At 37.8% G+C, this 22,637-nt stretch carries 20 protein-coding genes, 1 other RNA gene and 1 pseudogene; 6 read left to right on the forward strand and 16 right to left on the reverse strand.

Annotated elements, in window-relative coordinates; all coding sequences use genetic code 11:
- Nucleotides 1-25: 25 nt before the first annotated feature.
- The 15 genes from lnt to PVV64_RS03780 form a co-directional block, all read right to left on the reverse strand.
- On the reverse strand, nucleotides 26-1,660 hold the full coding sequence (gene lnt / locus PVV64_RS03710; protein ID WP_273759862.1) for an apolipoprotein N-acyltransferase: 1,635 nt from the start codon (nucleotides 1,658-1,660) through the stop codon (nucleotides 26-28).
- Nucleotides 1,623-2,642 (reverse strand): hemolysin family protein, encoded by a 1,020-nt coding sequence (locus PVV64_RS03715; RefSeq protein WP_273759863.1) that lies wholly within the window; start codon nucleotides 2,640-2,642, stop codon nucleotides 1,623-1,625. The genes lnt and PVV64_RS03715 overlap by 38 nt, the downstream gene beginning before the upstream one ends.
- Nucleotides 2,643-2,741: 99 nt before the next feature.
- Nucleotides 2,742-3,218, reverse strand: a complete 477-nt coding sequence (gene ybeY, locus PVV64_RS03720) for an rRNA maturation RNase YbeY (protein WP_273759864.1) — start codon at nucleotides 3,216-3,218, stop codon at nucleotides 2,742-2,744.
- A gap of 19 nt (nucleotides 3,219-3,237) precedes the next feature.
- Nucleotides 3,238-4,338, reverse strand: coding sequence for a PhoH family protein (locus PVV64_RS03725; RefSeq protein WP_273759865.1), 1,101 nt, complete (start codon nucleotides 4,336-4,338; stop codon nucleotides 3,238-3,240).
- Between the two features lie 162 nt (nucleotides 4,339-4,500).
- Nucleotides 4,501-5,877 (reverse strand): tRNA (N6-isopentenyl adenosine(37)-C2)-methylthiotransferase MiaB, encoded by a 1,377-nt coding sequence (gene miaB, locus PVV64_RS03730; RefSeq protein ID WP_273759866.1) that lies wholly within the window; start codon nucleotides 5,875-5,877, stop codon nucleotides 4,501-4,503.
- A gap of 31 nt (nucleotides 5,878-5,908) precedes the next feature.
- Complete coding sequence (locus PVV64_RS03735) at nucleotides 5,909-6,400, reverse strand: GNAT family N-acetyltransferase (RefSeq protein WP_273759867.1); 492 nt, start codon at nucleotides 6,398-6,400, stop codon at nucleotides 5,909-5,911.
- Nucleotides 6,400-7,086, reverse strand: a complete 687-nt coding sequence (gene tsaB, locus PVV64_RS03740) for a tRNA (adenosine(37)-N6)-threonylcarbamoyltransferase complex dimerization subunit type 1 TsaB (protein ID WP_273759868.1) — start codon at nucleotides 7,084-7,086, stop codon at nucleotides 6,400-6,402. Before tsaB ends, PVV64_RS03735 begins: the two co-directional genes overlap by 1 nt.
- 438 nt (nucleotides 7,087-7,524) lie before the next feature.
- Entirely contained in the window at nucleotides 7,525-8,553 is a 1,029-nt protein-coding gene (locus tag PVV64_RS03745) for a YeiH family protein (RefSeq protein ID WP_273759869.1), read from the reverse strand.
- Between the two features lie 64 nt (nucleotides 8,554-8,617).
- The gene (gene recR, locus PVV64_RS03750) at nucleotides 8,618-9,223 is read right to left on the reverse strand and encodes a recombination mediator RecR (RefSeq protein WP_273759871.1); all 606 of its coding nucleotides are present in this window, start codon (nucleotides 9,221-9,223) and stop codon (nucleotides 8,618-8,620) included.
- 36 nt (nucleotides 9,224-9,259) lie between these two features.
- Entirely contained in the window at nucleotides 9,260-9,583 is a 324-nt protein-coding gene (locus tag PVV64_RS03755; protein ID WP_273759872.1) for a YbaB/EbfC family nucleoid-associated protein, read from the reverse strand.
- 14 nt (nucleotides 9,584-9,597) lie between these two features.
- The gene (locus PVV64_RS03760) at nucleotides 9,598-11,526 is read right to left on the reverse strand and encodes a DNA polymerase III subunit gamma/tau (RefSeq protein ID WP_273759873.1); all 1,929 of its coding nucleotides are present in this window, start codon (nucleotides 11,524-11,526) and stop codon (nucleotides 9,598-9,600) included.
- 232 nt (nucleotides 11,527-11,758) lie between these two features.
- Nucleotides 11,759-11,856: signal recognition particle sRNA small type (ffs, locus tag PVV64_RS03765), an RNA gene on the reverse strand.
- 1,435 nt (nucleotides 11,857-13,291) lie between these two features.
- Nucleotides 13,292-13,702, reverse strand: coding sequence for a hypothetical protein (locus PVV64_RS03770; protein WP_273759874.1), 411 nt, complete (start codon nucleotides 13,700-13,702; stop codon nucleotides 13,292-13,294).
- 546 nt (nucleotides 13,703-14,248) lie between these two features.
- Nucleotides 14,249-15,109, reverse strand: coding sequence for a prephenate dehydratase (locus tag PVV64_RS03775; protein WP_273759875.1), 861 nt, complete (start codon nucleotides 15,107-15,109; stop codon nucleotides 14,249-14,251).
- Complete coding sequence (locus PVV64_RS03780; RefSeq protein ID WP_273759876.1) at nucleotides 15,106-15,837, reverse strand: 3-deoxy-manno-octulosonate cytidylyltransferase; 732 nt, start codon at nucleotides 15,835-15,837, stop codon at nucleotides 15,106-15,108. The genes PVV64_RS03775 and PVV64_RS03780 overlap by 4 nt, the downstream gene beginning before the upstream one ends.
- Nucleotides 15,838-15,940: 103 nt before the next feature.
- On the opposite strand from PVV64_RS03780, the gene PVV64_RS03785 reads away from it, so the two are divergent.
- From PVV64_RS03785 to PVV64_RS03800, 4 genes and pseudogenes are all read left to right on the forward strand, one after another.
- Entirely contained in the window at nucleotides 15,941-16,528 is a 588-nt protein-coding gene (locus PVV64_RS03785) for a cytochrome c family protein (RefSeq protein WP_273759877.1), read from the forward strand.
- Nucleotides 16,529-17,014: 486 nt separating this feature from the next.
- Nucleotides 17,015-17,485 (forward strand): ThiF family adenylyltransferase, encoded by a 471-nt coding sequence (locus PVV64_RS03790; protein ID WP_273759878.1) that lies wholly within the window; start codon nucleotides 17,015-17,017, stop codon nucleotides 17,483-17,485.
- Nucleotides 17,482-18,718: pseudogene (locus tag PVV64_RS03795) on the forward strand (MFS transporter). Before PVV64_RS03790 ends, PVV64_RS03795 begins: the two are co-directional and overlap by 4 nt.
- Before the next feature lie 317 nt (nucleotides 18,719-19,035).
- Nucleotides 19,036-19,287, forward strand: a complete 252-nt coding sequence (locus tag PVV64_RS03800) for an ATP-binding cassette domain-containing protein (protein WP_273759879.1) — start codon at nucleotides 19,036-19,038, stop codon at nucleotides 19,285-19,287.
- A gap of 309 nt (nucleotides 19,288-19,596) precedes the next feature.
- Here PVV64_RS03800 and PVV64_RS03805 read toward each other — a convergent pair whose 3' ends face one another.
- Complete coding sequence (locus tag PVV64_RS03805) at nucleotides 19,597-20,373, reverse strand: molybdopterin-synthase adenylyltransferase MoeB (protein ID WP_273759880.1); 777 nt, start codon at nucleotides 20,371-20,373, stop codon at nucleotides 19,597-19,599.
- An 85-nt stretch (nucleotides 20,374-20,458) separates the two neighbouring features.
- Between PVV64_RS03805 and gshB the strand changes: the two genes are divergently transcribed.
- Both gshB and PVV64_RS03815 read left to right on the forward strand, forming a co-directional pair.
- Entirely contained in the window at nucleotides 20,459-21,397 is a 939-nt protein-coding gene (gene gshB / locus PVV64_RS03810) for a glutathione synthase (protein ID WP_273759881.1), read from the forward strand.
- A 151-nt stretch (nucleotides 21,398-21,548) separates the two neighbouring features.
- Entirely contained in the window at nucleotides 21,549-22,595 is a 1,047-nt protein-coding gene (locus PVV64_RS03815; RefSeq protein WP_273759883.1) for a PstS family phosphate ABC transporter substrate-binding protein, read from the forward strand.
- The last annotated feature ends 42 nt before the right edge of the window (nucleotides 22,596-22,637 follow it).

Below are 22,637 nucleotides of genomic sequence, written 5' to 3' on the forward strand. Positions count from 1 at the left end.
GGAATACCGAAGATGGGCATTTGAATCATTTAAGGTATTTTGTAGAACCAAAACCGATACGACACAATAGCATAAGAATAAATAAGATGAAAGTAGAGAATATTCTATATTCATTGCTTCCTATGGGCATAATAGGCGATGGAATTGGTGAATCAATAATGCCAATAACATTCTGCTGGAGAGCTACAACGATTCGTCCATAAGAATCAATAACAGCTGATATTCCATTATTGGCTGCACGTATGAGAGGAATTCCCAGTTCAATGGCACGAAGCTGTGCTTGTTGAAGATGTTGATAAGGACCAGGTGTTACACCAAACCATGCATCATTTGTGACATTAATGATTGCTTGAGGAGAGGAGCCTTTAAAAGTCATTTCATGAGGGAATATGACTTCATAACAAATCAGTGGAAGATAAGAAAATCCGTTTGGCATCGTGACAATTTCACGCGCACTTGCAGCGCTATATCCACCAATATTATCAGCAAGGGTATGCAATCCAATTTTTTCCAATAAGTTTTGATAGGGGAGATATTCTCCAAAAGGAACCAGATGCAGTTTGTCAGAAGTGTTTAAAATATTCCCTTTATGATTAATAACGGCAATTGTATTAAAATATTGCATTTGTGTATTAAGAGAATCATTGCTGGCACGTATGGCACCAATAATAGCCCATTGTTTAGGTTTTAGGAGAGACGCGATGCGCATTGTGGTTGTAGAGTTATCATAGAGAAGATAAGGAATAGACGCTTCAGGCCATATGATAAAGTCAGGCTCTCTATTATGCCCTGATGTTGGTGTTGCACTCAAGCGCATATGGGCTGCAAATATAGCTTCTCGTGTTATATTACTCAATTTTATATCTTGCTGAATAGAAGGTTGAACAATACGCACCCAATAACCACTTTTTGGGTTATCTGCTGTATTTGGGATGGTATTGAGGCGGTAAAATCCAAAACCACTGTGGATCAATATAAGTGATAAGCAAAGAGAAAGTGCGGCTTTCTTTTTTTCATCTGTTAATAAAACAGCGGGTAAACTGTAAACTAAGACGGCAAGAATATTCATGCTGTAAAGTCCAACAATTGCATCGGATTGCATGAACATCGGGGTTGGCATAGCTGTATAGCCAAGAGCATTCCAAGGGAATCCTGTGAATAAAAATGCACGCAACCATTCTGCTAATCCTAGCGCGAAGGCCAAAACAAAGAAGCGCGCTATACCTTTTGTCCATAATAAACCGACAATGAAGCCTGCAAAAAACCAATAAAGAGAAAGGTAGAGAGGAGGGCCTAAAATAGCAAAGGGCACTGCCCAACCAAAAGACACCGGATCTGTGAATAAAGCATTGCACAACCACCAAAGGCTGCAAATAAAATAGCTAAAGCCAAAGACTCCACAGCTTAGAGCATAGGTGAGAAACCGTTTTGTATTGTTTTGTATAGCGCGTATTGAATCAAGTAAAATAATAAAGATGGGGAAAGTTAAAAAGCAAAGGGGTGTCAAATAAAAGGGTGGGAGTGCAAAAGAAGTAAAAGCACCACACAGGAATACCCACATTTGCCGCTTCCAGCCGGTAACAGAAATCAAAAAAAATGTGAAACTGTTTAAAAACGTTTGGCTATTCTTTAGGGATGACATTGTGTTTAAAATTCTCATTTTCTGGAGTACGACAAATGCGCAATCGCTTAATTCTGCGTTTATCAGCTTCTAAGATACGAAATCGATAGCCAGGTACCGCTTCAATAACTTCACCTTTTGCCGGAATGCGATCAAGAATGGAAACAATCAAACCACCAATGGTATCAACTTCATCACCATATTCTCCTACAATAAAATCAGGACCAAGAGCTTTTTCCACATCCTCTAATTCGGTTCTTGCATCCACAAGCCATTTATTATTATGTTCACGCACGATAGCATTTTCGACATTATCATGTTCATCTTCGATATCACCAACGACTAATTCGACAATATCTTCCATTGAAACAAGACCATCTGTGCCTCCATGTTCATCAATAACCAAAGCCATCTGTGTTCGTGTGGTTTGCATACGTGTTAATAATTTGCTTGCAGGCATAGAACTTGGAACAAAAAGCACGGTTCGAATCAAATCCAATTCACCGATTGGGGTTTGTAAATGCGTATGATTTAACTGAAGCAAATCGGATTTCTGCTCAGTTTGGGTTGAGTTGACAATAAAACGAGTCATATAATTAAGTATATCGCGGATATGGATCATTCCTCGTGGATCATCTAAGGTTTCAGCATAAACAGGTATGCGCGAATGACCAATTTTTGCAAAACATTTGAGAGCTTCCTCCAGTGGAGTATTGATTTCCAATGCTTTAATTTCAGAACGTGGAATCATCACATCATCAACACGTGCTTCGCGTAAACGTAAGATATTATGCAGCATAGTACGTTCTTCAGGGGAGAAGAGGGCTGTGTCTTTTTCATTATCGGTTGTGAGTGCAACGGCAAGATCATCGCGCAGTGATGTAGAATTGCGGCCACGTAGAAACGAAAATAAATGATTTAACAGGGAATGTTTTTCTGTATGATTCGCCTGTTGAGAGGAATGTTCTTCAATAACAGAAGGTATTTGACGGTTATTTGGTACATTTATTTTGTTTGCCATGATTTTGAAATCTTCAAACTTTCTTTTTATAATAGAGGCATAAGAGACATTAGATTGTATGATGATGATGTGAATTTAAAAAGTTAATTTTTATCATTTTTAAAACAATTCAATATAGGGATCTTGTATGGAAAGTTTTTGAAGAATTTCTCTTTCAAGTTTTTCCATGCGGTGAGCTTCATCATCTGTTTCATGATCATAGCCAAGGAGGTGAAGCACACCATGAACAATCATATGTGTCAAATGGTCTTGAAACAATTTTCCCTCTCTCTTTGCTTCTAGGAGAACAGTTTCTCGTGCAATAATAATATCACCGAGCATGAGTCCTGGAAGCTGTCCAATTTTAAGTGGAAAAGCAGGAAAGGACAAGACATTGGTGGGTTTGTTTTTACCACGCCATTGTGCATTGATCTGTGCCATATGTTGGTCATCCGTAAAAAGCAGGCTGACTTCACTTACAACATTTTCTAACGAAAGATGATGCATTGTCGTTGTTAATGCTTTTTCAGTGATATTATAAAGTATTTGTTCATTATCCCACCCAGAGCTCTCAACAGTTATATCGATAGTAATCATAACAAATGAACTCACTTTTTTAAGGAAGAGTTTGAGGATGACATTTTTCAATTTGACCAGCAGAATCTTGATCATAAGCACGGACGATAGCGGCAACAAGGGGATGGCGTACGACATCTTTTTCATCAAACCGAATAATGGCAATATTTTCTACCTGTGAGAGAATACGGATTGCTTCACTTAAACCTGATTTTTGTCCGCGAGGTAAATCAATTTGGCTTACATCACCAGTGATAATCATACGTGTTCCCTCGCCAAGACGGGTAAGGAACATTTTCATTTGCATAGGTGTAGTATTTTGTGCCTCATCAAGAATAACAGCGGCATGAGAGAGTGTTCGCCCACGCATGAAAGCAAGAGGAGCAATTTCTATGACACCAGAGGCTAAAATGCGCTCTACTTTTTCAGCAGGAATCATATCGTAAAGCGCATCGTAAAGGGGACGTAAATAAGGATCAACTTTTTCTTTCAGATCACCAGGCAGAAAGCCAAGATGCTCTCCAGCTTCAACGGCAGGACGTGAGAGGATAATACGTTCAATGATACCACGCTCTAGAAGCATTGCAGCATGTGCAACAGCAAGATATGTTTTTCCTGTTCCAGCAGGACCTACACCAAAAACAAGTTCATGACGGTCCATTGCGCGTATATAAGCATCTTGTGTAGGGGTCCTAGCATGGATGATTTTTTTATGGGTACTAAGTCGTGCGGGGCTATATTTTTTCCCATGTTGGATTGTTATTGGGGCTTCTTGCTGCTCTTGTAGCAAATTTGCCATAGCAATCGCTCCTTCTGTATCTGATAAAGTGAGCTCTTGATGTGTTTTCGCGCGTTCATAAAGCTGCTGTAATACATATTGTGCTTGTTTTATAGCAATCACATTTCCACGGATGAAAACTTCATTACCGCGCGGATGAATGTTAAGTTCGAGTTTTTTTTCAATATAAGCAAGATTTTCGTCGAGTTTACCAAAAACCGTTTTCGCATATTTGTTGTTTTCAAAAATGAGAACAACATGATGAACATCTGAAAGGTTTGCTTTTCCTAAGATATGCGTATTTTCAGGGTAAGCATTTATTTTTTCTTTAACGCGCTTTATTTTCTCGGTTGAAGCTTTCAACCTATTCTCCCATATTGACATAAATTCTGCATACTTTCTGCAGTAAACTTTGTAGAAAACACTATATTTTTCATAGAATGCATGATTTAAATGTAATCATTTTCTTTAAAAATAAAAGAGCTTTTTAACATCTCTGTTGTGAACGAGGCATGAAAGGCATATTTACACATTTGCCATTTCACCAACAAAACTGTTTGAACTTGTATTTTTAATATGGATCGCCACTACATCTCCTGTCATAGCATCTGTGTCCACGACAACGGGCAAAAGCCAAGGTGAACGACCGACCATTTGTCCCTCATGACGCCCAGCTTTTTCGATGAGAACATTGGTTGTTTGACCAATTTTAGAACGCAAAAATGCATCTTGTTGCTCAAGGAGCAGAATTTGTAAATGCTGCAGTCTCGCATCTTTTACAGTTTCATCAACATGATTTTTCATTGTTGCACCAACTGTTCCAGGGCGGGGTGAATATTTAAAAGAATAAGCTGAACTATATTGCACCTGTTTAACAAGTTTAATAGTTTCTTCAAAATCTTCGTCTGTTTCTCCTGGAAATCCTACAATAAAATCGCCTGAAAAAGCAATATCGGGTCGTGCGGTACGAATTTTTTCAATAAGCTGGAGATAATCAATGCTTTTATGTTGGCGGTTCATTGCTTTTAAGATGCGATCCGAACCTGATTGAACAGGTAGATGGAGGTAAGGCATCAATATGTCAAGATCTCGATGCGCGGCAATAAGGCTATCATCCATATCTCGTGGGTGGCTGGTAGTATAACGTAGACGCTTTAAACCATCCAATTTGGCAAGATGATAGAGAAGATCACCAAGCCGCCAAGTTTTCCCATTTGCACTTTGTCCATGCCAACCATTAACATTTTGTCCAAGCAGCGTAATTTCTTTGACACCTGCTTCAATAAGTTGACGTGCTTCTTCGGTAATTTGTTCGACAGGTCGTGATATTTCGGCACCACGTGTGTAAGGAACAACACAAAAAGTGCAAAATTTATCGCATCCTTCTTGTACTGTTAAAAATGCACTAACGCCCCGTTTTTTGACAGCACGTTTATTATGAGGGGGTAAGTGAGCAAATTTATCTTCAACAGCATAGTCTGTTTCGATAATTTTTTTCCCTTGTTTTGCTTTTTCTAACAAATCTGGCAAGCGGTGATACATTTGTGGACCAATAACCAGATCCACGGTTGGAGCACGGCGTAAAATTTCACCCCCCTCAGCTTGAGCAACACAACCAGTCACACCAACCATCAAGGGTTTATCGGGGCTCCGTTCTTGACGCATCACCCGCAAACGACCAAGATCAGAATAAAGTTTTTCTGCTGCTTTTTCACGAATATGGCAGGTATTAACAAGAATAAGATCAGCATCATTTGGTGTTTGTGTTGTCACATAACCTTGTGCGCTGAGACTATCAGTCATTCGCTGGCTATCATAAACATTCATTTGGCATCCATAGGTTTTGATAAAAACCTTTTTAGGAGCAACAGGAGGTATATTTTTAGGATCTGCTTTATTCATAGCGTATGTCTAAATGTTTTTGACATAAATCTCAATCTGTTTGCTGAAAAGTTTTTTGCATAACGATTGCATTCCCTCGTCCATTTTTTGTTTGATAGTAAGCAGGGCGTTTAGAAATTTTTTGAAATTCAAAACGTTGATAAAGGTTCAAAGCAGAAAGATTTGTTTCTTCTACTTCTAAGAAGAGTTTAAGAGCACGCTCATTGTGCAGATGGTAAAGTGTGCGATCAATAAGCAAGGAGCCAATGCCTTGTCGATGAAAATCAGGGAGAACAGCAATTGTGATAATTTCTGCTTCATCAAGAATAAGACGGCAAAGACAAAAGCCGACAACGTGTTCAGGTCTTTCAATGAGAGAGGCTTTGTATCCAAAGATAGAACAATCTGTTAAGAAATCATCAAAAGCTTGTTTTTTCCAAGCAGGAATAAAACAAGAGTGATGGATTTGATGAAGAGAAGCACTATCATCAACTTGGAGTCGAGCAATCTCAAAAAGCTTCTTTGGCAATGAAAATTTGGACATTATTTTTTTCGTGGCAATGCAAAACCCGTTTGTTGTTTTGCGTCGGTATGACGTAAATAGAGCGGGCAGGGTGGACCTTTTGGTTGTTTATTTGCAGCAAGATAGGCATAATTTACAATGTCTGCTGCCTCACAGTAGCTTTGGTCTCGTATGATTTTTTTATTTATCTTATTGTCTATAATATACTGTGCAATAAGATCAGTTGCTGGACCGGTTAATCTCGTTTGTTGTGGTAAATCTTGGATGATATCCTCAATTGTTTTTAATCCTGGTTCTCCTAAAGGTGTCAAATCTTCCTTGAAGTTTTGATGGTAGAACATATCTCTTCCCGCTTCAATGACAGCAGTGATTGCTGATGCAGTATTTGTACTGGTTGTTGTTTGTGCTGCTAATGCTTCCAGTGCACTTACCCCGACAGCTGGGATCTCAAGCGCTAATGCTAACGCGCGTGCTGTGGAAACACCCACACGCACACCCGTAAATGATCCAGGTCCAATATTGACAGCAATACGTTCAACTTGATGAAGAGTCATGTTGGCTTGTGTCATGACTTGTGCAATGTGTCCAATAAGTTTTTCAGCATGTCCTTTGTGCATGCGCTCATTGATACGCGCGATGACAGATTTGTGACGAACAAGTGCAACGGCACAATAAATGGAAGCAGTGTCTATAGCAAGAATAAGCATAAAAAGACTTTAGTTGAATAAGATAATAAACAAAAGGTTGACGGTGTTTTTTAGTTTTTTCATTTTGTAAGAATTTAAGAAGATTGCTCGTGCAAATAAGCCACAATATCTTTTTCCCTAGATAAGGATTTGATTGTCATTCACATCCTTTTGCAAAGTATAGTGCGTAACAGAAATTTGAAAGGAGAAATTTTGAAGTTACATTTGTTTTTCTCCGATAAGAACATAGTCTGTATTGAGATGAGAGTAGATAAAATAAAAAAGCACTTTTTATACATTGTATATTTCTATACACTGTTGGTGGCAAATAATTATGTACTGTAAAGCAGTTTATCATTTTTCACTTGGTTTAATAGAAGGGCTTCTCCAATATTGGCAAGTCTATGGCATGATTGCATGGTAGGCTGAAAAAAGTAAAAATATTTGAGAACATATATTTCAAAATGTGATATGGCTTAAATCATTCAATTGTATCATGATAAGACTACAAATTCCAAGGATCAGTATGGAGCAGGTTGAAGCCAAAATGACACGCCATCCAGCTTTTTTTAAGGATCGGATATCAACGCCTAGTCCCAAAGCTGCCATTGAAATGACAGTGAACAGCTGAGCGATAAATTGTATGGGTATAAGAGCGCTTTCAGGAATAAGATCGCTGGAGCGGATCAACATCATAATAATAAAGCCAATGATAAACCATGGAACAAGAGTGTGTAGGCGCAAACGGGTTTGTGCTGATCGATGATAAATAATTGACAAGGCAAAAATAATAGGACCGAGCATGAGAACGCGCACCAATTTAACAACTGTTGCAATTTGCACGCTTACAAAAGAAACAGATGCTGTTGCTGCTAAAACCTGTGGTACGGCATATACCACCATGCCAGCAAGAACACCATATTGACTCAATGACAAATTGAGGAGAGGATGTAAAACAGGGAGAAGTAAAATAATAAGAACGCCTAAAAGAGCAGTAAAAGCAATTGATGCAGCCACTTCTTCATGTTTCGCTTTAATGACAGGTGCAACGGCAACGATAGCGGAATTACCACAAATAGCGTTTCCACAAGCAACGAGCATTGCTAAATGTGAAGAAAGCCCAAAAATTCGGCCAATAAAAAAACTTATAAGGATAGTTATGAATATAACAAATACAATACTAGCAAGCAGACTCCAACCAGCTGAAAAAACGGCATGTACGCTAATACTTGCTCCTAGAAGAACAATAGCAAACTCAAGAAGTGTTTTTGCACAAAAACTTATACCTTTTTGAAAATACGCTGGCAAAGAAAAACAACTACGGGTAATCGATCCTAAGAGAATTGCTAAAACAAGACTTTCGAGCCATGCTTGCCCAAAAAGTTGTTTTTCTACAACTTCTAGACCATACGCTAAGGCTGATATGAGTAAACATATCAAGATACCAGGAGCAAAGTCGTTTAAAAGTGAGAGATTTTTCTTTATCAATTTAATATTCCCCCCAAAAGAGCAATGATAATAAATAAGAGAGAGCAGCTAAGAGAAAAAACTTTTAAAGATTTGTTCTTGCTTGTAAAGCTGCCGCTAAAGTTCCATCATCAAGATAATCAAGTTCACCTCCTACAGGCACTCCATGGGCAAGTCGAGTCACTTTAACTGAAAAGTTAGCAAGCTGATCCGTGATATAATGCGCTGTTGTTTGTCCCTCAACAGTAGCATTGACAGCCAGAATAATCTCCATAATTGAATTTTGTACAACGCGCTGTATTAAGGAAGTGATATTAAGTTCATCAGGACCTATTCCATCTAGGGGAGAAAGACGTCCACCCAGTACATGATAACGTGCGGCGAGAGTTTTTGCACGCTCTAAAGCCCACAAATCCGCGATATCTTCAACAACAATAATTGTTGTTTCATCGCGGCGTGGATCTGTACAAATTGAACAAGGATCAATTGTATCGACGTTTCCACAAATAGAACAAATGCAAACTTTATTTACAGTTTCTTGTATTGCTGCTCCTAAAGGCTCCAGCAAGGTTTCCTTTTTTTTGATAAGGTAAAGCGCAGCACGCCGAGCAGAGCGTGGACCAAGACCTGGTAACCGTGCTAAAAGTTGAATAAGACGCTCGATTTCAGGTCCTGCAATGTGTTTAGACATATTGTTGTCCCATGGGATTAAATAAAATCTGCTTCATTAAAATGGTAGTTTGAAACCTGGAGGAAGCGGTAATCCTGCTGTTATGCTTTTGGTTTTTTCTGCTACAATGACTTCCATTTTTGCTTTGGCTTCATTATAGGCTGCCATAATAAGATCTTCAAGGACTTCAACTTCCTCAGGTGTGAGTAGAGAAGGATCAATGTGAATCGCTGTTATAATATTTTGGCCATTTAAAGTAATGCTGACAAGTCCTCCTCCAGCAGAACCCATGACTTCAATTTTTTTCAGTTCCTCCTGAATTGTTTGCATTTTTTCTTGCATTTCTTTGGCTTTTTTCATCACGCTCATCATGTCACGCATAGGAATGGGGATCCTTATTCATCATTAGTTTCACTTTCATTTTCAAAAGTATCAACATTTTTAAAGCTATTAGATGGTAAATCAAGGTCATTTTCTTGTTTATTCAGGCGAATATCGACAATTTTCGCTTCTGGAAAATGGTTAAGTATTTTTGCAATATCAGGATCTGTTTCTGCATTGGAAAAAAGAGTCTTTTGGACAGCTATACTTTCTTCCTGTAAGGTTGGTCCTCCCCCTTCACTGACAAAGGTTACAGTCCAACGTTTTTGGGTCCATTGAAAAAGCATTTTTTCTATATCACGAACAAGTGAATGTGGAGCATCTTCAGAAAGCCTCAAGGTAATATGCCCTGGTTGAAAGGAAACAGGATGCACAAATTCTTTAATAAGGAGTTTGAAAGGAATCTCATTATATTGTTCAGCTAATTTAACAATATCGTGCAAGGAATTAATAACAGTGGTTTGCGATACTGTAATTTCTTCTGCACTCTTCTTAGAGGAATCTGATAAATGCGTAATATCTTCAGAAAACTTAGCAGACTTTGAAGTTTCAAGAGTTTCTATTATCTCAGAAGTGTTGGTGCTTTCAAAAACTTGAGTTTTAACTGTCTCTTTTTCTTGTAAGGAGTGGCTAAGTTGTTTGACCACAGATGGTTTTAAATCCGATTGATTGGCTGGCGTATTTGAAATACTTTGGGAAGAATCGGTATATAGAGTTGTTACTTTTGTATTTGTAGACTCTTGGTGAGATGAGTTTGGGACGATTGTGAGAGATGTTTTTTCTTGGCTAAGCTTTTTTAAGGCTTCATCAAGAGTGGGTAAATCCGCAGTGTGAGCAAGGCGAATGAGTAACATTTCGGTTGCTTGAAGAGGGTGGGCTGTCTGACTCACTTCTTGTAAACCTTTAAGTAACATTTGCCAGTTTCGAGATAATACAGGGACAGAAAGTTTTTGTGAAAAGCTTAAGCTTCTTAAGCGTTCCTCTTCGGTCAATGAGAGGTCTTGGGCTATTTCTGGAGTAAAACGCAGACGTGTCACCAGATGATTGAAATCGGCTAATTCTGTCAATATTGTGAGGGGATCAGCACCTGCATCATATTGGCTACGTAATTCATGCAAGGCATTTACGACATTGCCCTTCATGATGAATTCAAAAAGATCAATAATACGTGCCTGATCGGCTAGCCCTAGCATTGCACGCACTGCAACAGCACTGACATTTCCATTACTGTGAGCAATTGCTTGATCAAAAATGGACAGCGCATCACGTACAGAGCCTTCTGCAGCACGAGCAATCATGGAGAGCGCTTGCTTTTCCACTTCTACCTTTTCATATTTTGCAATTTGGTGCAAATGTGTACTCAAAACTTTTGCTTCAACACGTCGTAAGTCAAAGCGCTGACAACGTGAAAGAATGGTAATAGGAACTTTGCGAATTTCTGTCGTTGCAAAAATAAATTTGACATGCGCTGGTGGTTCTTCAAGTGTTTTCAAGAGACCATTAAATGCCTGCGTTGAGAGCATATGCACTTCATCAATAATATAAACTTTATAGCGAGCAGAAACAGGACGGTAACGTATTTGTTCAATGATTTCACGAATATCATCAATACCCGTATGTGAAGCCGCATCCATTTCTATAACATCGATATGGCGTCCTTCAATGATTTGTGTGCAATGTTCACCAAGTGTATTTAATACGGTTGTTGGTTGGTCAATATCTTTTGTTTTGTAGTTGAGTGCACGTGCCAAAATACGCGCTGTGGTTGTTTTGCCAACGCCACGAATTCCTGTTAGCATCCACGCTTGTGCAATGCGACCTGTTTCAAAGGCATTTGTAAGGGTACGTACCATAGCTTCTTGACCAATAAGGTCAGAGAAATTTTGAGGCCGATATTTGCGAGCAAGAACACGATAGGTTGTTTCTACCGGCATATTTTCCATCAACGATTCCAACTTTGGAGCTCTTTATGCGTATAGTTCGATAATACGAAGGCACAGATTAATATCATAGTTTAATATAAAAGGATTTTTTCTCAATCAATTTATTTTTTGAAGAAGAGGACAACTTTCTAAAAGACAGCCCAACATCCTTTACTTACTTCATACACAACGCTGCTTTGAAAATTGAAAACACTTCACTAAGAAACAACAGAAACGTAATTTATAGAGCGAAGTAGGAGGTTGGTACAATGACCCGTACCAAAACTCGTTGGGGCTGCTTCTTTCCAGACCTGACCCGGTTGGCGAGCAGTTCGTCCATCACCAACCTCCCATGCTCATATTGTCGATTTAAAATGAAAAATCAAGCTAAGAAACAAGAAATATTCAGCGAACAACGAAGAATTTTTCCTTTATACTCCATTCTTGTATTATGGACGACAAAGAAGATGGAGATTTATCAATTTTATTGGAAGAGTATATTCTATTTGATTGGCTATGAACAAGATGGTTATTTTATTCGACATTAAGGAGATGTTTATTGACGAAAGTTTGTTTAAGGGAGGGGAATTTATTTTTTTAATTTTTTTTGAAGCAAAGAAGTTTATGCTTATCACAAGAATTTCACAATGAAATCTTTTCATCCATTGCAATATGAATTGTTGGCACGTCGGTGAAAATTTAAAATGGTTTGTTTGAAGAAGACTTAAAGCATGCAAAAAAATTATGAGAAGCAATATGCTGAGAATCTCCACGCGAATAGGCACATGTTTGAAAATTCTACAAAGCTTTATCCAGTTATACTATAAAACGCTGTGATTTAGAGTGTGTTGATATAAGGTATGTAATTATACATTAAGGATCTTTAAGCAGTGGTGTGAATATTGAGGGTAGGGCTTGCATGTAGATCCTTGTAGGAATAAAATACATTGAATGGTTAACAGGTGGCAACCGTGAGATAAGAAGCTTGATTGTTTACAAAGCGATATGGAGAAGAAACTTCGTCTTTTGAGATGCGAGGAGGTCGTTAATTTTACATTGCGCAACTTATAAAACTTAATAAAAACAGCAAGTTATACCTTATAAAACGCGTTATCATATTTTCTCAAGGCATGATAACAAATGCAGGAGCAAAAAGGAGTATATAGGCGATTTTAATAAGTTAAAATTGGAGAAAATATTGTTTGTTTCAATAGTGCAGTGTGATCGATATTATATCACTTTAAAGAGTTCATAGATTCTTGAACAGTTGAGAAAATGAAGTTCATTTTTGGGGGAGATTAAGTTTAAATGGATGTGAACAAAAATGCAGTATAATTACGCGTTTTAGCAGGCTTAGAAATCAAATAGATCTAAGTTTTTTCTATGGTGTTTGCTGTTTATTTGACTGTTAACAGAACATATTTGCTATTTTTTGTGATTACGTTTTGCAAGATGTGGCATATACTGACAATCTCAAAGCAAATATTTTATTATGGATATGTTTTAGAGATATAGCATTTGAAGATGATCTTCATGGCAAGGATGAATGCAATATTCTCATTTTAAAATACTCTGATACACAAAGACAAAACAATATATTAGCAGCAAAAGACGTTCACTATTCAGTTTTTTTAGTTTTCTGAACAGCTTGATTTTACGAATCAAGCATAAAGTTTAATTTCCCCAAAAATCAAGCGTTGATAATTTACCACGCTTGATTTTGAAAAAAGGCTTACTTCAACATTTTTATAAATTTACACAAGCCTAGATATTGTTGGAAATATTATTAATTATAATCTCCTGTATCACAGTCTATCCCGATAATTTTTTTCTTAGTAATATTTTTAAAAGTATAATGTCCTGATGGAGGGAAACTGATATCGAGGGATTCGACAGCTTTGAGAGTAAAGAGTTTATGTTCTTTATCATGTTTTATTTTCTTTGCATCATCTGCAACAATTTTAAGTTTGTCCAAGTCAGAAGGGGAAGAGTACGATAAAGAAAAGGATGCTTTTTTAGGTTTAAATGCTTTGCAAGCATATTCAACACCTTGATGCATTGTCTTATCGGGCGTACCAATTGTAACACTTTCACTTGGCGCAAAATTCCACGTTTTTTCACCAAATCCAGCAAATGCAACATTGGAGCACGCCAGAATATTGACGGCGAATAATCCTTGAGTGATAATTTTTTTCATTATTTTTCCCTTTTGTTCTAAAATAGCATTGATGATAAATGAGTTTTCATCAATATAAAAGATCAAATTTTATTATGAGAAACAGGGAAAAAGTGTAATTTTTAGCTTAAAAAATTATTTTGACATTGCTTGAATCCAAAACAATGAAAAGCGGTAGTGTTTGATGTCTTCTAAAAGAAATTTCAATGGTTGTGTAACCTTTTTACGAGATTGACGCGCATTCCTTTAAAATAAATTGCCATAGATGATAGCATATCGTTCCGAAGGGCTTTTTGTATGGGAGAAATAGGATGGCTAAGGCAAATTTTGCCTTTGTGCTTGTATTTTTTTTCCTGCCGAATTTATGTTCTTATATACGTCATTCGCGGAAAATATTATCCGGAAAATTGAAAGTGTTCCATGAAGTGGTGTGATAGCTCATTTTTTCAAGGTTTATGATAAAGCTATGTTAGCAAGAAAAGAGCAGGTTTTTCTAAGGCGTATTGCACGATGAAATTTTCAAGATGTTCTTCGATGTCTATGAAAAGTGATACAATTGAATTGTTTTCATAGAGGTGTGCGATCGTTTTGAGCCGGATAAATGCCGATAATGCGAAGTTCAGCAGAGAAGAAAGATAGCTCTTCTAGAGCGAGTTGCATCATAGGATCTTCAGGATGTCCTTCAATGTCAACGAAAAATTGTGTTGCATTGAAATTTCCACCAATTTGATAGCTTTCTAATTTTGTCATATTGATGCCGTTTGTGGCAAATCCTCCTAGAGCTTTATAAAGAGCAGCGGGCACATTACGCACGCGAAAAAGAAGGCTAGTGATAATTTTTTCACCATTTTGGGGTTTAGAAACATGGCGTTGAGAACGCGAAAGGATGACAAAACGGGTAATATTATGAGGGTTATCTTCCACATTTCTTTCAAGAATATCAAGTCCATAGAGTTCTGCTGCAATGAGAGGAGCCAAAGCGGCTTGTGAGCGCGTTGCATTTTGTTTAATGAATTTTGCAGCTCCAGCGGTATCAGGGGAAACAACAGGTACCCAGCCATTTTTTCGTATGATTTTCCGGCATTGTGCTAGGGCATGCGTATGGCTATGAACGGTTTTAATTTCATCATGCGTAACGCCAGGTAAAACCATAAGTTGAAAATGAATAGGCAAAAAATATTCATCAATAATATAGAGGGAAGATTGTGGTAAAAGATGATGAATATCCGCAACACGGCCAGCAAGAGTATTTTCAATAGGGATCATAGCAAGATCAGCTTGCTCGCTTTCCACTAAGTTAAGGGCATCTTCAAATGTTGCTGAGGGTACAGCATCCATATCAGGGAACATATTGGAGCAAGCGATATGAGAATTGGCACCATATTCCCCTTGGAAAGAGATTTTATTGGTTTTCTTAAGTGCTTTCATGCTAAAATCTTACGTACTCTTTCAAGGTCACTTTGCGTATCAACGCTTAAGGGAATAGTGTCGATGATTTCTACATCGATACGCATATTATGTTCTAATGCGCGTAATTGTTCAAGTTTTTCGCGTTGTTCAAGTGGAGAAGGTTTTAGCGCCACAAATTTCTCCAGTGCTCCACGCCGGTAAGCATATATTCCAATATGATGGTAAAGGGGACCATCTCCATAAGGTGCTGTTGCGCGGGTAAAATAAAGAGCACGAAGGCGATTTTGAGAAAGTGGTGAACCAATAATTTTGACGACATTCGGATCTCTCTTTTCATTTTCTTCATTGATTTTAGCAGACAAGGTTGCAATATCAGTGCAGCTATTTTCCAAAGGGCGCAAAGCACTGATAATTTCATTGGGCGTTATTGTTGGCAGATCACCTTGTACATTCAAAATGGTATTGTAATGTTTTTCAGGATCAATACGCATTAAAGCTTCATAAATGCGATCAGAACCAGATTTATGATCGCCACATGTTATGATACATTCATGTCCATAAGCTGTAACAGCTTTGGCGATGTCATTATGATCTGTTGCCACGAGAGTCCGTCCTATTGCAGCTTTTTTCGCTTGTTCCGCAACATGAACAATCATAGGCTTTCCAGAAATTTCAGCGAGAGCCTTTTGGGGGAGACGGGTTGAGCCCATACGGGCGGGAATAAGAATAATTGGTTCAAGTACCATTACAAAGTTCCAAATGCTATTGTGACGTATTTATAATGTTGTATGTTATAAGGAAAGAGCTTAAACTGGGAATGGTAATGAAAAGATGAACGTTTAAGTTTTTATGAATCGCTCAACTGTTGTTTATTTTGTGGTTTCTTGCCTTTTTGTCTTGATTGTTTTGCTGGGAATTTCCACACTTAGCGATATAGTCTATGATAACTCTCCATCGGTTCAACATTCTTATATGGTGACAAAAATTGATACGTACAAGGAAAAACAACAGGCATCGAGCTCTTCTTTGTCATTAAATGATCGTCTTCAACGGGGTAATCTTGAAAATGGACGTAAAATTTTTCGCCAGTGTGCTATATGCCATACCTCGGGACGCAATGAAGCTGGTCGTGTTGGTCCAGTGCTTTGGGACATAGTGAACCGTCCTTTAGCCGCGTCACCAAGCTTTGCTTATTCACGGGCATTGCGTGCAAATTCTAATCAAAACTGGGGTTTTGCAAATTTAGATCGTTATCTACAATCACCACGTAAAGCGTTTCCAGGAACAACGATGTCTTTTCGTGGGATAAAAAATGATCAAGATCGTGCTGATCTTTTGCTTTATTTACGCAGTTTATCTGATCATCCCGTTCCTTTGCCAATGGATAATAAAGAAAGCGAACCAAAGCCAACAAAAGATGAACTATTTCAGAAGTAAAGCACTTTCAAAAGAGAGGAGATTGGGGTCTTAACATATTTTTAATCCACTCGATCCATCTACTTTTATTGCATAGTGGAATTCGCTATATAACACAAAATTATACAGATATTTGTCATTAACGCGTTGGTTTTATCACTAGCACACGGTAGTTTTTTATTATAAAAAATATTCCATTAACACTTTAAGATTTATGCGGTTAATGATGCTGAAAAAAGCAATTTAATTTTTCAGATTACATCGTCTCGTTAGCATGTTTTTATTCTTAAGAGTAAAAACATGTTACTCAAATTTTATCCATTAAAGAAGTGGGGGTGCATTGAATTTAATAGCACTTGGAAATTGTGCATGAGTGACAAATATTTTTCCATTTCTTCTTCCTCTCTTGTTAGTAATAAAACAAAATATGCCCATAAGTGTGTTGGATAAAAATAATTAGCAAATTATAAAACACAAACACTAAAAAAACTCCCTTAAATGTCAATCATGGACAAAACGGATATCAACAAATTACCCAAAGCTGATTTATGGATTATTTCTGCTGACACACCTGATCAGTTGATGCCATGGGTAAATGAGTGGTGTGTAAAGAATCAACAAGCTTATATAAATTCTGGGTATGTCAATGATATAGCTGCGTTTGGACCTTTTTACATACCAGGAAAAACTGGTTGCTATGCATGTGGTTCATCCATAGGAAATCTTCCTCCAAAAAGTGACGGTTTACTCTATGAGGCTTGCGTTGCTATTAATCATAATTTTAAAGTTGCAACGTTTCCTCCCGTGAATGCTCTTTCAGCTGCTATGTGTACTAACGATGCTCTTAAATTTTTGGGTAATTATGGTGATCTCCTTTCCACGGATCGTCGTATAGGAATATGGAGTAGCAAGCTTTTCACAGAAGAGCGTTCCTTTAAAAAGATCCCCCACTGCAAAGTTTGTGGAACAAAACAATGAACAAATCTCGAACGCTTGCAGTAACCTACGGATCTTATCACGCGGTACGGATGTTAATCGGTGTTTATCATGCTATTTTTCTCATGTCTATGGGGGTTACTCTATCCCAATTGGCTTTACTTCAAGTCGCCTTTTCGGTAACCGTTTTACTTCTTGATTTTCCTTGTGCTGTTTTCGCTGACAGATATCGGCGTAAATATTCAGTAACGGTTGGGGTTTTTATGACGGGGTTGTTTTATCTTCTCTGTCTTCAAGCCCCTAATATGATAGCGCTTATCATTGCACAAATCCTCTATGCAGCAGGAATTTGCCTCATTGCTAGCGCCATTGATGGATGGATTTATCATTCTCTAGGGCATCAACAAGATCGCTTTTCGTATTATGCACATCTCTCTCACCAGATAAACTCTTTCGGCAGCATTATCAGTGGTATCATAGGAATTGCAACGATCTATTATTCTAGGCAATATTTTATGGGGTATATTATTTCAGGCATCATGATGGGAGTAATTTTCTTTATATTTCTTATTGTTCCTGAAGAAAACACATCTGTGAGGGAAGGACCAAAAACAAAAAATATTCTGCAAAATGCCAAGGAAACGCTCTGGGTATTTAAAAACACCGTGGGTGGAGTATGGTTTATTTTGCTGATGTGCCTTTTCAGCGCTGGCATTCAAGTTATTTATCACTTCTGGCAGCCAATAATACTCTCTGGTAGAAAGATTAGCCACCTCAACACTTCGCAAATGTTGACACTTATGTTCTGCCATATTGGAGCTTTCTCAGCTCAATATGTTTCTAATTTACTGATGTCTAAGTATCACGTACTTGATAAAAAATATAAGGATTACTATGAAATATTTTTCATTTTTCTCTGCCCTTATGTGTATTGCTCTTTATTTTTTTGTCCATAGCAATCAAACCGCTCTAGCAATTATCGCCTTTTCTTTAATTCATGGATTTATTTGCACTGTACCGATAGGAGCAAAGAGTCTATTTTTCTCAGAACTTACCCAAAAACAAACTGGGCATATTTCCGGTATTATTGGTGCTGTATCTTTCAGTGGAAGAATATTTTCAATAACGGTGTTAAGCGCTATTTCATTTCTTCCTGCAAAAATTTCACCGTCTTGTTATCTTATACTACCGACTTTAACTTTTTTCCTATGTGGTTTGGTCACCATCAGGTGGATGTCGCTCTCTGGTAAATCTATTTTGAAAAAAACAATATGACAAATACAGTTGAAAAATATTTGCTTCTGAAGTTTTGGAGATCAGAAAAATAATCAGGATTTATTTTACGAATGAAACAGGAAAATTTGTCTCCAGAAATTTTTCTATGATGTAAATTACTGAATGCAATGCACTGAAATCATACAGAATTCTGTAAGGCTGAATTTACTTTATTTCATCAAACACGGTTTCTAAGATTTCTCTAAAAAACGGCAACTTTACTTTCATTCTAGAGTATAGAGAAAAGAACTTTAACAGAAGTTGTGAGGATATGAAAAGAGAAGAGATTATTGATATATTGACGCTTTGCATGAGATTTGTTTCGTTCCTTTTCTCTGCTATGTTATTTCCATGAATTTTCTCGTGGACAGAAACAACGCATCGATCTTGCACGTACAATGATTCTTAAGCCACGCCTTATCATGCTTGATGAAACAACATCCTCGCTTAATGTAAGTAAGCAAGCGCAGATTATTCATTTTTTGCGCCATCTACAACTCAAATATCACTTGAGTTATCTATTCATGAGTCATGCTTTGAAAGCTGTTAAAGCTTTTTCATACAAGTGATTATTATGCTAATGGAGAAATGGTTGAATACGGTTCCGCGGGTCGTATTTTTTCTCATCCCTAAAATTCTTATACACAAAATGTGATGGCAGAAGCATTTTCGTTGCCTATAGGAATGAGTATTGTACGGACCATCCATTCTAGAAAAGATTTGTCTTAAACAATAATTCGCCAATATTTATGATCAGTTTAATAGCTTCGTAGCCTTTTGGTGATTTGCAGTAAAAGATTGGTTTTTTCGGCTTCAGGAGATTTTGTAAGAATGTTACACGTTTGTGGATTAGAAAAGATCACATTTTCCCAAAATTCTTAAGGCGCATGGATATTTTTATTGGAATCTGACCGTTTATAGGTAATGATATTAAATTGTGCTGACAATCCATTATAGAAGAGAATTTTACCTACTAATGGTTCGCCAATATTTGTGATCAGTTTAATGGCTTCCATGGCTTGTAGTGTTCCGATCACTCCAGGTAAAATGCCGATGATTCCAATTTCAGCACATGTTGGGACAACACCAGGGGCAGGCGGATTTGGGAAGAAGTCACGATAGTAAGGATTATTGTCTTTATAAGGCATAAGGACTGTCAGTGAGCCGCTAAAACGTTCTACAGCGCCACTGATTAAAGGTTTTTTACAGTGAGCAGCGTGATCAGCAAGCAAATAACGTGTAGTAAAATTATCACACCCATCAATAATAATGTGGTAAGCGTTCAGCAGTTTATCCACATTACTTTTATCCAAGCGTATATTATGTTTCTCAACGCTAACATGGGGGTTTATGTCTTTTATAAAAGCTGTGGCGCTCTCCGTTTTACATTGATGAATTGTGCTGGTTTTATGAATTACTTGACGTTGTAAATTGGAAAGCGAAACGATATCATCATCAACAATTCCAAGAGTACCAACGCCTGCGGCAGCTAAATAGGTTAAGATAGGGGCCCCAAGTCCGCCAGCACCAACAACAAGAACACGTGCGGCTTTAAGCTTTTGTTGTCCCGCACCACCAATTTCAGGCAGAATGATGTGACGTGCATAGCGTTCAATTTCTTCACTGCTTAATTTTGTGTCAGTGTCTTGTATCATAGGCTTTCCCTCGTCATAGTTCTTTTTATGTACGGAATTTATAGCGCATAGACCAGTCTGTTTTTAGTATAAGGAGCTTTTATTTATGAAAATCGCTATTCAGATGGATCATATTTCAACCATTCAGATTCAAGGGGACACAACATTTGCACTTGCTTTAGCAGCGCAAGAACGCGGACACTCTCTTTTTCATTATACACCAGATCGTTTATCTATGCGCGATGGTTGTGTGATTGGATGGCTAGAATCATTAATGGTACGTGATGAAGAAGGGAATCATTATCAATTAGGCAAGCCATGTCGTACGCAATTGAGCGATATGGATGTGATTCTTTTACGGCAGGATCCTCCCTTTGATCTTAATTATATTACGACAACGCATTTGTTAGAACGCATTCATCCTCAGACTCTTGTTGTGAATGATCCAGCATGGGTGCGCAATAGTCCAGAAAAGATTTTTGTTACGGAATTTCCTGATTTGATGCCAGAAACTTTAATTACAAAAGATATTGAAGAAATAATGACTTTTAGAGCCACATTTGGTGATATTATTGTGAAACCACTTTATGGCAATGGGGGTGCTGGTGTTTTTCATTTAAAACAGGATGATCGCAATTTAGCATCGCTTTTGGAAATGTTTGGACAAATTTATCGCGAACCTTTTATTGTTCAGCGTTATTTAGATGCAGTGCGCAAAGGGGATAAACGAATTATTTTGCTTGATGGTACTCCCGTTGGAGCGATCAATCGGATAGCTGCAGAAACGGATGTTCGCTCGAACATGCATGTTGGGGGGGGGGCAGAAAATATTGATTTAACAAAACGTGATTATGAGATTTGCCAACGTATTGGTCCAGCTTTAAAGGAACGTGGTCTTCTTTTTGTGGGAATTGATGTGATTGGAGATTATATAACAGAAATCAATGTGACATCTCCTACTGGAATTCGTGAAATAAAACGCTTTTGCGGTACAGATATTGCTCATTTTTTCTGGGATGTTATTGAGGCCAAACGTGCAAATTGAATTTATTTAGACACAGAATCCAAACATGATTTTGTCAGAAAAAGTTATCAATAATATTTTTTATATTTGTTCTGCTGCAAATATGAACTAGAATTAAAACTGTCATGTACTGCAAATTAAGAGAATTTGATTCACATTAAGGAGTTTATAGATGAGCAAATTATTATCAGTTGGGGTGGGACTGATTTTCGCGATATTGTTATCAGTGAATGTTAGCAATGCACGTGATCAAATTCAGATGACAGGTTCATCGACAGTTTTACCTTATCAAAAGATCGTTGCTGAGGCATTTGGAGAAATGTACCCTCAGTTTAAGGTTCCTGTTATCGAATCTGGTGGGACAGGAGCTGGTATTAAGGAATTTTGTCGTGGCATCGGGGAGAATGCCATTGATATTGTGAATGCTTCTCGGGCAATGAAGTCTAGTGAATTACAGTCTTGTTTTGATGCTGGTATCAAAGATGTTGAAGAGATACGCATTGGATATGATGGCATTGTTTTTGCAACAGATATCAATGGTCCTGATTGGAAATTACAGCCAGCAGATGTTTATAGGGCACTTGCTGCTCGAATTATGAAAGACGGAAAATTGCAACCCAATGACGTTTCAAAATGGAGCAAAATCAATGGTGCTCTTCCTGATTGGACGATAGCAGCTTATATCCCTGGAGAGAAGCATGGAACGCGTGAAGTTTTTGAAGAAAAACTATTAAAAGCGGGCTGTCAAGAGAGTGGAGCAGTGGATGCGATGAAGTCTTTGGGGATGGATGAGAAAGCAATAAATGCTGCGTGTGTTGCTGTGCGTAAGGATGGTAAAGCCATTGATATTGATGGCGATTATTCTGAAACATTCGCGCGTCTCATTTCTAATAAATCAGGAGTTGGCGTTTTTGGTTTATCTTTTTATCAAAACAATGCTGATAAGCTAAAAGTTGCGGATATTAATGGTATTGCACCAACCGTTGAAACAATCTCTAGTGGTCAATATCCCATTTCTCGTCCCCTTTTTTTCTATGTTAAGAAAGCGCATTTAGCTATTGTCCCAGGATTACGGGAATATGTTGATTTTTTTCTTTCTGATCAAATGATTGGTCCAGATAGTCCTTTGGCTGAGTATGGTTTGATTGTGGCTTCTGAAAAGGAGCGTCAAGCCCAGCGTTCTGCTTTTTCTGCTGGTAGAGTGATGACATTGGAATAATTTTTTGGATTTGCTGGTGTAGACGTTGTCTGTGCTGCTTTT

The sequence above is a fragment of the Bartonella sp. ML70XJBT.G genome, from assembly GCF_028618575.1.
Lineage (GTDB): Bacteria > Pseudomonadota > Alphaproteobacteria > Rhizobiales > Rhizobiaceae > Bartonella.

Bases quoted from the DNA above. Each gene is read 5' to 3' on its own strand.
- lnt (WP_273759862.1), bottom strand. From the start codon at position 1,660: ATGAGAATTTTAAACACAATGTCATCCCTAAAGAATAGCCAAACGTTT.
- PVV64_RS03715 (WP_273759863.1), bottom strand. From the start codon at position 2,642: ATGGCAAACAAAATAAATGTACCAAATAACCGTCAAATACCTTCTGTT.
- ybeY (WP_273759864.1), bottom strand. From the start codon at position 3,218: ATGATTACTATCGATATAACTGTTGAGAGCTCTGGGTGGGATAATGAA.
- miaB (WP_273759866.1), bottom strand. From the start codon at position 5,877: ATGAATAAAGCAGATCCTAAAAATATACCTCCTGTTGCTCCTAAAAAG.
- PVV64_RS03735 (WP_273759867.1), bottom strand. From the start codon at position 6,400: ATGTCCAAATTTTCATTGCCAAAGAAGCTTTTTGAGATTGCTCGACTC.
- tsaB (WP_273759868.1), bottom strand. From the start codon at position 7,086: ATGCTTATTCTTGCTATAGACACTGCTTCCATTTATTGTGCCGTTGCA.
- recR (WP_273759871.1), bottom strand. From the start codon at position 9,223: ATGTCTAAACACATTGCAGGACCTGAAATCGAGCGTCTTATTCAACTT.
- PVV64_RS03755 (WP_273759872.1), bottom strand. From the start codon at position 9,583: ATGCGTGACATGATGAGCGTGATGAAAAAAGCCAAAGAAATGCAAGAA.
- PVV64_RS03760 (WP_273759873.1), bottom strand. From the start codon at position 11,526: ATGGAAAATATGCCGGTAGAAACAACCTATCGTGTTCTTGCTCGCAAA.
- PVV64_RS03770 (WP_273759874.1), bottom strand. From the start codon at position 13,702: ATGAAAAAAATTATCACTCAAGGATTATTCGCCGTCAATATTCTGGCG.
- PVV64_RS03775 (WP_273759875.1), bottom strand. From the start codon at position 15,109: ATGAAAGCACTTAAGAAAACCAATAAAATCTCTTTCCAAGGGGAATAT.
- PVV64_RS03780 (WP_273759876.1), bottom strand. From the start codon at position 15,837: ATGGTACTTGAACCAATTATTCTTATTCCCGCCCGTATGGGCTCAACC.
- PVV64_RS03785 (WP_273759877.1), top strand. From the start codon at position 15,941: ATGAATCGCTCAACTGTTGTTTATTTTGTGGTTTCTTGCCTTTTTGTC.
- PVV64_RS03790 (WP_273759878.1), top strand. From the start codon at position 17,015: ATGGACAAAACGGATATCAACAAATTACCCAAAGCTGATTTATGGATT.
- PVV64_RS03805 (WP_273759880.1), bottom strand. From the start codon at position 20,373: ATGATACAAGACACTGACACAAAATTAAGCAGTGAAGAAATTGAACGC.
- gshB (WP_273759881.1), top strand. From the start codon at position 20,459: ATGAAAATCGCTATTCAGATGGATCATATTTCAACCATTCAGATTCAA.
- PVV64_RS03815 (WP_273759883.1), top strand. From the start codon at position 21,549: ATGAGCAAATTATTATCAGTTGGGGTGGGACTGATTTTCGCGATATTG.